Source organism: Comamonas odontotermitis, assembly GCF_014207855.1.
Classification (GTDB): domain Bacteria; phylum Pseudomonadota; class Gammaproteobacteria; order Burkholderiales; family Burkholderiaceae_C; genus Comamonas; species Comamonas odontotermitis_A.
Window position 1 is genome coordinate 21,717 of sequence record NZ_JACHKZ010000009.1, and the last position, 11,693, is coordinate 33,409.

Genomic DNA, 11,693 nt, shown 5'->3' on the forward strand with positions numbered 1-11,693 from the left:
CGGTCATGCACTGGTCATGCGCCAGATGCAGAAATCGCATCAAAAAACACCCGAATCCGCAGTCCACCGAGAAGCGGCGAATCGTCCAGCGCCAGGCGAGCGCCATGCTGGCGGGCCACCGCATTCACGATGGCCAGGCCCAGGCCGCTGCCATGGGCCACCGTACCGGGTACGCGGTAGAACCTGTCGAGCACGCGCTCACGTTCTGCAGCAGCAATGCCGGGGCCGCTGTCTTCCACAGTGAGGACTGCAGAGCTGCGCCCGGCAACACTGGAGCTGCTGGCCTCGTCAGCTGCCCTGCCCCAGCTGCACTGCACCTGGCCGCCTTCCGGTGTATAGCGCAGCGCATTTTCCAGCAGGTTGCGCAGCAGCAGCGCCAGCGCATCGGGCTGGCCGGTGATGGCCGGTTGCGCCGCATCTGCCGCAAACGCCAGGTGCAAACCCGCCTGCTGCGCCAGCGGCTGCAGCTCATCGACCGAGCGCTGGCACAGCAAGGCCATGTCCACCGCCTGGAGCGTAGCAGCCTGTATCTGCCCCGCTTCCTGCCGCGCCAGGGACAGCAGCTGCTCCACCATGCGGGTGGCCCGGTCGATACCGGCAGTGACACGTTCGCCCGCAACACGGCGGGCTGCGTCATCCGGGGCGCGGGCCAGGCTCTGCACCTGCAGGCGCAGGGCTGCCAGTGGCGAACGCAGTTCATGCGCGGCATCACCCACAAAGCGCTGCAGCGCATCAAATGCAGCCTGAAGCCGGGCGAGCAACAGGTTCATCTCTTGCACCAGGGGCTGCACTTCCAGCGGCAGGTCGGCATCGGGCAGAGGTGAAAGGTCATCGGCCCTGCGCGCTGCCAGCTGGCTGCGCGTGCGCTGCAACGGCGCCAGGGTGCGTGTCACCACCCACCACACCACCAGCATGATGAGCGGCGCAAGCAGCAGCACTGGCACGATGGAGCGCAGCGCCACATCGCCCGCCATCTGACGACGGGAGGCGATCTCCTGCGCCACCTGAATCACCTGCGTGGGCGTCTGCAGCGCATAGATGCGAAACGCCGTGCCATGCGCCCGGGCATCGCTGAAGCCCAGCACAGCCACCTGCGGCAGCAGGCGCGCATTGCTGGAGCGATAGAGCATGATGCCGTCGGCACGCCAGATCTGCACGATCATGTCCTGAGCCTTGGCCTGCGGGTCGGCCAGCGCATCGGATGCCACCTCGGACGCCAGCCCCGCCGACAGTGCCAGCGCGATGCGCTGCATCTGGCCATCAAACAGTGCTTCGGTCTCCGCCCGCGCCGTACGGTAGATGCTGAACGCCTGCAGGCAAGCGGCCACGGCCACCACAGCGAGCAAGGCCCAGGTCAGCCTGGCGCGAAGCGAGAAAGGCTTGGCCGCATGCACGCCGGCGGCATTGGAAGCGCGCTGGCCGGATGCATTCACCTGCGGCATCACGGCGCGCTTCCTATCTCTGGCTGCTCTGCTGGCACCAGATAGCCCAGGCCCCGCACGTTCTGGATCAGATCCGCCCCCAGCTTCTTGCGCACGCCATGGATGTAGACCTCGACGGCATTGCTGCTGACATCATCCCGCCAGGAGTACAGTTTTTCCTCCAGCTGGGGGCGAGAGAGCACCCGGCCCGGCCGGGCGATCAAGGGTTCCAGCACCGCCCACTCACGGGCAGAAAGGTTGACCGGGCTGCCATCGACAAAAGCCTCGTGCGTGGCGGGCACAATGCGCACCTTGCCCCAGACGTACTCGGGCTCGGCCCGGCCGTTGGCACGGCGCACCAATGCACGAATCCGCGCAAACAACTCGTCAAGATCGTAGGGTTTGATGATGTAATCGTCTGCCCCTGCGTCCAGACCTGCCACACGGTCGGCGATGGCGTCGCGCGCGGTGGCAATCAGCACGGGTGTGCGCATCCTGCGGGCACGCATGCCGCGCAGCACCTGCAGTCCGTCCAGCCGGGGCAGCCCCAGGTCCAGCAGAACCAGGTCATAGCCGCCGGTGGCGAGCGCCGTCTCCGCCATGGCGCCATCCTTGACCCAGTCCACCGCCCAGGATTCGGCGCGCAGCGCGTCCAGCACCACTTCGCCAATCATCTGATCATCTTCTACCAGCAATATGCGCATGCGTGAATTATGGCGCCCAGAAGGAAAAAGGGCTGGCCGCCGCAATGGCCGCCAGCCCGATTCCAGAACAGAAGCGTAAAAAAATCAGCTGCAAACAGTGTGCCAATCACACCGCCTGCAGCTGATCATCACGCAAAGGTATTGGTTGGCCAATACCAAAGGCAGCATCTGCTTGTTCTCACCCTCATGAGGCAGATGTGCTCTCCTCTTCCCCCTCCTTGGAGAGCTTCATTGTATTGAAATAAACTTTTAGATATATGTAAACTATCGAACACCGAATCCGTTTAGCAACAAAATTGCAATTTATGGGGTACACGGCCCCCTCCTGAGCACCAATAGATAGAAATACTTAGTTTTTGTTTTTAAAAGAAAATTTCAAAAATTTCTCATGAAAATTGATGGTTTTATCCAACTGTCAACAACTTTCAGAGTATTTTCCGCACAAAGTTTGCGCCATTCGGTTGCATCTATGAAAGGCTTGCACTGGCGGGTTCATAGATCGGTGGTTGGCAACGCCCTTCCAGCCAGCTCTGCAACTCCCGACAGTCGCCTGTGCCATGGGACAATACGCCCCCTATGACCACGCCCCAGCAGTACGTTCAAGACAAGGCCGCCGCATCCGGCAGCAGCTTCTACTACGCCTTCCTCTTTCTTCCCAAGGATCGCCGGGCCGCCATCACGGCCTTTTATGCCTTTTGCCGCGAAGTGGATGATGTCGTTGACGAAGTGAGCGACCCGGGCGTTGCCGCCACCAAACTGGCCTGGTGGCAGTCCGAAGTCAGAAAGAGCTTTGCCGGCCAGCCCAGCCATCCGGTGATGCAGGCACTGATGCCGTACGCCGCGCCGTTCGAGATCAAGGCCGAACATCTGCTGGCGGTGATCGAAGGCTGCCAGATGGATCTGGAGCAGACGCGCTACCTCGATTTTGCAGGCCTGCAGCGCTATTGCCATCTGGTGGCAGGGGTCGTAGGCGAAGTTGCCGCGCGCATTTTTGGCCAGACCAGCGAGCAGACCACGCAATACGCCCACAAGCTGGGGCTGGCGTTTCAACTGACCAACATCATCCGTGATGTGGGCGAAGACGCCATCCGGGGCCGCATCTACCTGCCGGTGGAGGAGCTGCAGCGGTTCGATGTGAAGGCGCACGAGATACTGAACCGCAAGTACTCTGACCGCTTTGCCGCGCTGATGCGTTTTCAGGCCGAGCGTGCGCACCGGCTGTATGACGAGGCGCTTGCGCTGCTGCCCCCGCAGGACCGGCGCACGCAAAAACCCGGCCTGATGATGGCCAGCATCTACCGCACGCTGCTGCGCGAGATCGAGGCCGATCAGTTTCAGGTGCTGCACCAGCGGGTGAGCCTCACGCCGCTGCGCAAGCTGTGGCTGGCCTGGCGCGTGCAGGCGCTAGGGCGCATGTAAGCTGGCATGGCGACACACAAGCGCATTGCCATCATCGGCGGCGGCTGGGCTGGCATGGCCGCAGCGGTGGAGCTGGCCTTCTCCACACCGCACCAGATCACTGTGTACGAAGCTGCTGCCCAGTGGGGTGGGCGTGCGCGTGGCCTGGCATTGCAACTGCCCGGCGGGGAGACATGTACCGCCGACAACGGCCAGCACATCCTGATTGGTGCCTACACCACCTGCCGCACCCTGATGGAGCGCGTCGGCATCCACGCCGAGGCAGCTTTCACGCAGGTACCGCTGTCCATGCGCTACCCCGATGGCAGCGGCATCCGGTTTCCAGACTGGCCCACGCCCTGGGACGCGCTGTGGGGCATCGCCAGCGCCCGAGGTTGGTCGCTGGCCGAGCGGGCGCAGCTACTGGCCCGAGCCACACGCTGGCGGCTTCAGGGCTTTGATTGCGCCCCGAAGGCGACTGTGGCCGACCTGTGCGCAGGATTGCCAGAGCGCCTGCTGGCCGAGTTCTTTGATCCGCTGTGCATATCAGCACTGAACACGCCCATCAGCCAGGCGAGCGGCCGCGTTTTCCTGCGCGTGCTGCAAGACAGCCTGTTTGCCACCCGCAAAGGCTCGCAATTCTGGCTGCCGCAGATCGACCTGGGCAACCTCTTTCCCGGAACAGCCGCACAGTGGCTGGCAGCGCGCGGCCACAGCGGCTATACCAGCCGCCGAGTGCAGCACCTCAGCGCCGCGCCCCAGGGCGGCTGGCTGGTTCAGGGCATTCCGTTCGATGCAGTGGTGCTGGCAGCGTCGCCCTGGCAAGCAGCGCGCCTGGTGGCTGGCGCACAGATACCCGCAGCCGACTGGTTGCAGGCTGCCTGCGCGCTGGAGCATACGGCCATCGCCACCGTCTACGCCTGGAACCCGGCCACGCTACCATCAGGCCACAGCCTGCCTGCGCCACTGCTTGCGCTGCGCAATACCGCCGAGCATCCTGCGCAGTTCGTGTTTGACCGGGGCCAGCTGGGTGGTCCGGCGGGCTTGCTGGCTTTCGTCATCAGCACCAGCGTTGGTGGCCGGGCACAGATCGAGCAGCAGGTCATCGCCCAGGGGCAAGCCCAGCTGGGCCTGGCCCTGCAGCCGCTGCAGACCGTGGTGGAAAAGCGCGCCACCTTTGCCTGCACGCCGGGCCTTGCCCGGCCCGATATGCAGGTGGCGCCAGCACTGGTGGCCTGCGGCGACTACATCGATGGCCCCTACCCCGCCACGCTGGAAGGCGCCGTGCGCAGCGGCGTTGCGGCGGCACGTGCGCTGGCCCATTTTTAGCGCTATCCTATCAAGAGCATATTGCGCAGTATTGACAATCGCGGCAAGCCGATTTCTCTGCTTTCAACAGCGGTTCATCGATCTGGCCGCCCCAGCAACAGGCACAGCTCGGCCAGATCACGCACCATGGCCTGAGGCGCCTGGCTGGCAAGCGGCCACTGCAGATGGGTGGCGCTTGCGGCAGCCTGGTGGTAATCCAGCTCCTGGCGTTGCACCCAGGCTGCCTGCATGCCGCAGGCCAGTGCGCCTTCCACATCCAGCGCGGCATCGTCTCCCACGTGCAGAAAGGCTGCCAGCGGCACGGCAATCGCCTGCGATGCCGCCGTGAAAATACCCACATGAGGCTTGGCCACGCCTACTTCATGGGCGCTGGCACAGGCTGCAAACCAGGGCGCCAGCCCCACCCAGTCCAGCCGCGCATTGCCGTTGGAGACGGCGACCAGGGGGTAGCGCGCCGACAGCCACGCCAGCGAATCCTCCACCTCGGCAAACCATGTCACCTGATTGCGCGCCGCGTAAAACTGCGCAAACGTGGGTTCGACCAGCGCCTCGTCCTCGCCAGCCTGCAGCAGCGCGCGGCGAATGAACTGCTGGCGGAAATGCGTCATGTCATGGGCCTTGTGCACAAAATCGTCGCGCACCGACTGGCGAATGGCCCCGGCCACCACCTTGTCCTGCAGCAGGGCAGCCGTGGCAGGAGCATGTTCACTCAGAAAGCGGTGTTGCGCCGCTTCTGCTGCCTTGAGGGTGGGCAGCACGGGCCACAAGGTGTCGTCCAGGTCGAGGCTGATGGCACGGATACGGTCAATATCAAGCATGGCATGTATTTTGCCTACTTTGAGCAAGTCCTTGGCCCTCACCCCCACGGCCAAGCTGCGACAATGGCCGCATGGTTTCAAGCCCCAGCCCCCTCTCCGGCACCGAACCCCAGATCACCACCGGCATCCTGCTGTGCAACCTGGGCACGCCCGACGCTCCCACCGCCGCCGCCACCCGCCGCTATCTGGCCGAATTTCTGAGCGACCCCCGCGTGGTCGAGATTCCGCCCATAGTCTGGAAGCCTCTGCTGCACGGTGTCATCCTGCGTACCCGCCCTGCCAAATCGGCCGCCAAGTACCAGACCGTGTGGATGCCCGAAGGCTCTCCGCTCGCCGTCTGGACCGAAAAGCAAGCCAAGCTGCTGCGCGGCTGGCTGGGCGAAGCCGGCCATCGCGTACGGGTGCGGCCTGCCATGCGCTATGGCAACCCTTCCATTGCGAGCCAGCTCGACGCTTTTGTGGCCGAAGGCGTGAGCCGGGTACTGGTGCTGCCGCTGTATCCGCAGTACTCGGCCACCACCACGGCAAGCGTGGTCGACGCCGTGGGCGCCTGGAGCCGTGGCGTGCGCGCCCTCCCCGAGCTGCGCTTCGTAAACGATTACCACCGCCACCCCGGCTACATTGCCGCGCTGGCCGCATCGGTACGCAAACACTGGCAGCAGGAGGGACGCGCCGAAAAGCTGGTGCTGAGCTTTCACGGCATTCCCCAGCGCAATGTGCGCCTGGGCGATCCGTACGAGCACCAATCGCGGGAAACTGCCACGCTGCTGGCCGCAGCGCTGGGGCTGCGTGAGGGCGAGTACATGGTCACCTTCCAGTCGCGCTTTGGCAAGGCCAAGTGGCTGGAGCCCTACACCGAACCCAGCCTGATCGCCCTCGCGCAGCAAGGCACCCGGCATGTGCAGGTCATGTGCCCCGGCTTTGCCGCCGATTGCCTGGAAACCCTGGAAGAGATCAACCAGGAGGTGCGCGAAGCCTTCATGCACGCTGGCGGCGAGCGGTTCGACTACATTCCCTGCCTGAACGACCAGCCCGCGTGGATCACCGCACTGTCCGAGCTGGCCCAGCAGCATCTGCAGGGCTGGTCAACCCAAGGCGCCAGCCCTGCGCAGAGGCCCGCATGATGCAGCTTTGCCCTCTTGAAGCTGATACCTCCTGGGCAGTTCAGGTACGCCAGCTGACCATCCACCCTCACCAGCAGCCGTTCATCGGTGATCTGGATGCCCTCCTGCAATCGCAGCAGCCGGGCGTGAGCCGCCACGTAATGGTGCAGGACGGCCAGACCGTTGGCTTTTTCCGGCTCGACGCGCAGTTTTCCGCAAGCCATCCGTTTGCACCGGAAGGTGCCCTGGGCCTGCGCTCCTTCTTTGTCGGCAGCAATTACCAGGGCCAGGGCCTGGCACGGCAGGCACTGCAGGCCATGCCCGCCTACATTCATCACCTGGGCCTGCCCGCCAGCCAGTTGTACCTGACGGTGAACTGCAAAAACGATGCGGCCTACCAGCTCTACCAGCGCAGCGGATTCGTGGCAACCGGCGAACTGTACCTGGGCGGCAGCTACGGGCCACAGCACATCATGTACCTGGCGCTGGCTGTGCCAGCCCCAGCTCCCCAATGACCAAGGAATACTCCCCATTGTCTGATTCCCGCATTCCTGCCGCTTCTTCCTCCGTCTGCGCCGAGCTGCTGCATGCGCGCCAGCTGCGCCTGACCATCGACCCCGCCAGCCTGGGCTTTGCCAGCACCGCCGAGCTGGTGAACGAGCCGTTTTCCTGGATCGGCCAGCAGCGTGCCCAGGCGGCTGCCGAGTTTGGCCTGGGGCTCGACCAGCCCGATTACCACCTGTTTGTGCTGGGCGAAGAAGGCAGCGGCCGCACCTCCTTGCTGCGGCAGGCCATGCAGGCCGAGGCCGCGCGCCGCCCTGCAGCGCCAGACATCGCTTTTGTCCACAACTTTGCCGTGCCCGAGCGGCCGCTGGCGGTGCGCCTGCCTGCGGGCCAGGGCCGCGTGTTGAAAAAGCGCATCGAAGGGCTGATCGACAAGCTGCCCGAGCAGCTGGACAAGGCCGTCAACGAAGCGCAGCACCGTCGCCAGATCGAGCAGCTCTACAACCAGGCACGCCAGGCCGAAGAGGCGGGCTTTGCCAGCCTGCGCGACTGGGCAAGCAGCGTAGGCCTGCGCATTCGCCGCGAGGAAGGCCAGTTGGTGGTGGAATCGGCGGCCGACCCTGCCGAGAACACCGACAGTCCCAGCCCAGCAGACCCCAACGCCCAGGCCGAGCCCGGCGCCGAGGACAGCAACGAGATTTTTGAAGAAAATGAGGCGTTGGCGCAGTATGGACAAGCGCCATCAGCTATCAGTACAGAAGCTTTTGGCACAGAAGCCTTCAGCGCCACGGCACCCGCTGAAGGCGCCGTGGTAGTGCAGCTCAACCTGCCGGTTGCAGACAGCGACAGCGCGCCGCACGCCACTGCAGGCGCAGAGGCGTCTGCCAGCGCTTCTGCTGCAGTCGAGCCAGCGCCCCCGGCCATCGATCTGGAATACCAGTTGCGGCTGCAGCTGGCCCAGTTTCGCGGCCAGTTGCGCCAGGCACACAGCGCGCGCGATGCGGCGCTCCACCTGTTCTACCAGTCGCTGGCCACACCGCTGTGGCAGGCTGGTGCTGCCCAGGCGCTTGAGGGCCTGAGCCCCGCGCCCGAACACGCCGCCACCTTGCAGCGCTGGCTGTCGCAGATGCAGGCCGAATGGCTCAAGAACATGGCGCTGTGGGTGCCGCGCAGCATCGCGCAGGATGCCGATGCCCTGCTCGACACCACAGACAGCATCGAAGGCGAAGGCGAATCGCAGGATGCGCGCGACGACGCCCGCGCCCGCCTCGAAGCCCGGCGCCAGGCGCTGCGCCAGCTCAGCCAGCTCAACCTGGTGGTCGATCACCATGGCGAGACGCGAGCGCCTGTCATCACCGAAGACCAGCCCAGCCTGCGCAACCTGTTTGGCACCATCGACCCGCCCGAAGACGACGAACACCGCAGCGATTTCTCATGCATCCGCGCGGGCAGCGTACTGCGCGCCGATGGTGGCTTTTTGCTGCTGCACCTGCGCGACATGGTCGGCGACGAAGCCTGCTGGCAAGCGCTGCGCCGCGTGCTGCGCACCCGCCAGCTGCGCATCGACGACGTGCACGCCGCCCAGGGGCCCAGCAACAGCGGCGGCATGCAGCCTGAGCTGCTGCCGCTGCACTTCAAGCTCGTGCTGGTAGGCTCGGAAGAGAGCTATTACCAGATGCAGGAGCACGACCCGGACATGGCGCGGCGCTTTCGCGTGAAGGTCGATTTTGCCGAACACTTCAAGGCCACGGCTGCCACCTACCGCGCCACTGCCGCCTTGATGGCGCAGCGCTGCGCGCTCTACCAGCTGCCGCACTGCGACGCCAGCGCCGTGGCGCGGCTGCTGGAGCAATCGCACCGCGAGGCCGATGACCAGCAGCGCCAGAGCGGCCAGTTGAACCAGCTCGAAGCCCTGCTGATCGAAAGCGCGCAGCGCGCCCGCCAATCGGGCACGGGCCGCCTGGTGCAGGCCGCCGATGTGGAAGCTGCGCTCACCGCACACCGCATGCGCCACAACGCGATGGAAGAAGCGCTGCACGACGCCATCGCCGAGGGCGAACACGTCATCTCGTTTGCCGGCAGTGCCGTGGGCCAGCTCAACGGCCTGTCGCAGATCGATACCGGCGACCACCGCTTCGGCCTGCCCGCCCGCATCACCGCACGCACCTACGCGGGCCAGGAAGGGGTGCTGAACATCGAGCGCGAAGTCGCCCTCTCCGGCCCCATCCACGACAAGGGCGTGCTGATCCTGCAAAGCTACCTGACGGCGCTCTTTGGCCATCTGGCGCCACTGGCGCTCAATGCCTCGGTGGTGTTCGAGCAGGAATACAGCGGCGTCGAAGGCGATTCGGCCAGCTGCGCCGAGCTGTATGCGCTGCTGTCATCGCTGTCGGGCCTGCCGCTGCTGCAGAACATTGCCGTGACCGGGGCGCTCAACCAGCATGGCGAGGTGCTGCCCGTGGGCGGCCTGAACGAAAAGATCGAAGGCTGGTTTGACCTGTGCGCCCAGCAAGGTCTTGACGGCAGTCATGGCGTACTCATCCCCGCACGCAACCAGCGCCACCTGATGCTGGCCCAGCGCGTGGTGGACGCCGTGCAGGCGGGGCTCTTCCATGTGCATACCGCCGAGCATGTGAGCCAGGGCATTGCGCTGATGATGGGCCAGTGCGATGTACCGGCCGACACCCATGTAGCGCCGCGCCGCCTGCCCGCCGCCGTGATGCAGGGCGCCGAAGCCACCCTGCTGCAATACCGCCTGGCCTGCCAGAAGGCCGAAGCGGCCCGCCCGCGTGCGCAACGGGCCCGCCAGCGCCAGATGCGTAATCTGGCGCAGCAGAGCCGATCTTGAGTTAGAACGGAGATTCGTCCGGCACCGGCAGGTCGCTCGAAGCCGCAGCGGCCAGTTGCAAACGCAGTTGGGCGTTTTCGGTTTCCAGCTCCTGCACCCGGGCGCGCAGGTCGCTGATCTGCTGCTGCGCCTTGTCGAGTGCCGCGTCCACCGCCTCGGCGCCGTGGGCGGCGCTGGGCGCGGGTTCTGCAGCGCCCTCTGGCTTGTCTTCCTTGGGTTTGCGCTTGGCTTCGCGCACGCGCTTGACGACCTGCTTGAGCTCGTCCTTGCCGCCCTGCGCGGCAGCCTGCTGCTCTTCGCGCGGCAAGGTAGCTACCACGGCTGCGGCGTTGATCGAAATATCGCCAGCCTTGAGCGCCTCCACCAGCTCGGGCGCGGCGCTTTTCTGGATTTTCTCGATCTGCGCCACCTGGCTGCTGGACAGACGCGCGGCCTTGGCAATGGCTTCGCGCGTGGCCACTTTCTCCAGCTCGGCCGCGTCCACGGGCGAGAACGCCTCATCGGCATTGGCAACGGCCGTCGCCTCGCCCTCTGCCGAAGGCGCTGCCGCCACCGGGTGGGCCTTTTCCAGCTTGCGGTGCTCCAGAATCTCGCGCTTGCGCAGCGCCAGCACGCCACGCTGGAAGTCAGACACGCTGCGGCGACCCAGGTGCTGGTCGATCATCCACAGGTACACATCTTCCATCGACTGGAAATGCGTGTTCTGCACGGTGTTGAACGGCAGGCCATGCTTCTGGCAGATGCCATAGCGGTTATGGCCGTCCACCAGCACATTGCCCCACAGTACCAGCGCATCGCGGCAGCCTTCGGCCAGAATGCTGCGCTCCAGCGCGGCATGCTCGTCAGGGGTCAAGGGGTCGATATAGGCTTTGAGTTCTTCGTTGACAACAATATCCATCACGCAATACGGCGGCTTGGCGCCGCCGTTGTCCAAATCAATAACAGGTTGCAGCAATTGTAGAAGTGCGCGACAGTAGCAGCCGCTTGACAAGGGTTTGCCAACCATGAACAAAACGCAACGACAGCAACTCATCACCACCCTGAAGGCGCGCTTTGACGCCCATCCCCAGCGGCATCCGGGCATCACCTGGGCCAGCGTCGAGAGCCGCCTGGAAGCCGCGCCCGATGCGCTGTCTTCTCTGCAGCAGATGGAGGCCTCGGGCGGCGAGCCCGACGTGATCGGCGCAGGCGCCGCAGGCGGGAGTGTGCTGTTCTGCGACTGCGCTGCCGAAAGCCCCACAAGTCGGCGCAGCCTGTGCTTTGACGACGCAGCGCTTGCCGCGCGCAAGGAAAACAAGCCCGCAGGCAGCGCCACCGGCATGGCCGCAGCGATGGGCGTGCAGATGCTGGACGAAGCCCAGTACCACCATCTGCAGACTCTGGGGGAGTTCGACCTGAAGACATCGAGCTGGCTGGCCACGCCCGAGGCCCTGCGCGCCCTGGGAGGCGCCCTGTTTGGCGACCGGCGCTATGGCCGCGTGTTCACCTACCACAACGGCGTGCAGTCTTACTACGCCGCACGCGGCTTTCGGGCCTGCATCGAGGTGTGACCAGGCTTGGCGCCTCGG

10 protein-coding genes are annotated in these 11,693 nt (G+C 65.1%); 6 read left to right on the top strand and 4 right to left on the bottom strand.

The window, feature by feature from the left end:
• Window positions 1-14: 14 nt before the first annotated feature.
• On the bottom strand, window positions 15-1,442 hold the full coding sequence (locus HNP33_RS09000) for an ATP-binding protein (protein ID WP_184707510.1): 1,428 nt from the start codon (window positions 1,440-1,442) through the stop codon (window positions 15-17).
• Window positions 1,442-2,125: a response regulator gene (locus tag HNP33_RS09005; protein ID WP_184707512.1), complete on the bottom strand. Its 684-nt coding sequence runs from the start codon at window positions 2,123-2,125 to the stop codon at window positions 1,442-1,444. Before HNP33_RS09005 ends, HNP33_RS09000 begins: the two co-directional genes overlap by 1 nt.
• Window positions 2,126-2,701: 576 nt before the next feature.
• Between HNP33_RS09005 and hpnD the strand changes: the two genes are divergently transcribed.
• Window positions 2,702-3,544, top strand: a complete 843-nt coding sequence (gene hpnD / locus HNP33_RS09010; RefSeq protein WP_184707514.1) for a presqualene diphosphate synthase HpnD — start codon at window positions 2,702-2,704, stop codon at window positions 3,542-3,544.
• A 6-nt stretch (window positions 3,545-3,550) separates the two neighbouring features.
• Window positions 3,551-4,852, top strand: a complete 1,302-nt coding sequence (hpnE, locus tag HNP33_RS09015) for a hydroxysqualene dehydroxylase HpnE (RefSeq protein ID WP_184707516.1) — start codon at window positions 3,551-3,553, stop codon at window positions 4,850-4,852.
• Between the two features lie 74 nt (window positions 4,853-4,926).
• Here hpnE and HNP33_RS09020 read toward each other — a convergent pair whose 3' ends face one another.
• Window positions 4,927-5,670, bottom strand: a complete 744-nt coding sequence (locus tag HNP33_RS09020; RefSeq protein WP_184707518.1) for an HAD family hydrolase — start codon at window positions 5,668-5,670, stop codon at window positions 4,927-4,929.
• Window positions 5,671-5,741: 71 nt separating this feature from the next.
• Here HNP33_RS09020 and hemH point away from each other — a divergent pair, with 71 nt between their 5' ends.
• From hemH to HNP33_RS09035, 3 genes are read left to right on the top strand one after another with little or no spacing between them, the layout of a single operon-like run.
• Window positions 5,742-6,794 (top strand): ferrochelatase, encoded by a 1,053-nt coding sequence (gene hemH, locus HNP33_RS09025; protein ID WP_184707520.1) that lies wholly within the window; start codon window positions 5,742-5,744, stop codon window positions 6,792-6,794.
• Window positions 6,791-7,288, top strand: coding sequence for a GNAT family N-acetyltransferase (locus HNP33_RS09030; RefSeq protein WP_184749451.1), 498 nt, complete (start codon window positions 6,791-6,793; stop codon window positions 7,286-7,288). The genes hemH and HNP33_RS09030 overlap by 4 nt, the downstream gene beginning before the upstream one ends.
• 17 nt (window positions 7,289-7,305) lie before the next feature.
• Window positions 7,306-10,125, top strand: coding sequence for an ATP-binding protein (locus tag HNP33_RS09035; protein WP_184707524.1), 2,820 nt, complete (start codon window positions 7,306-7,308; stop codon window positions 10,123-10,125).
• 1 nt (window position 10,126) lies between these two features.
• Here the strand turns inward: HNP33_RS09035 and HNP33_RS09040 are convergent, their stop codons facing one another.
• Complete coding sequence (locus tag HNP33_RS09040; RefSeq protein WP_184707526.1) at window positions 10,127-11,023, bottom strand: plasmid replication/partition related protein; 897 nt, start codon at window positions 11,021-11,023, stop codon at window positions 10,127-10,129.
• Window positions 11,024-11,129: 106 nt separating this feature from the next.
• Here HNP33_RS09040 and HNP33_RS09045 point away from each other — a divergent pair, with 106 nt between their 5' ends.
• Entirely contained in the window at window positions 11,130-11,675 is a 546-nt protein-coding gene (locus HNP33_RS09045; protein ID WP_184707528.1) for a DUF4256 domain-containing protein, read from the top strand.
• Window positions 11,676-11,693 lie beyond the last annotated feature (18 nt).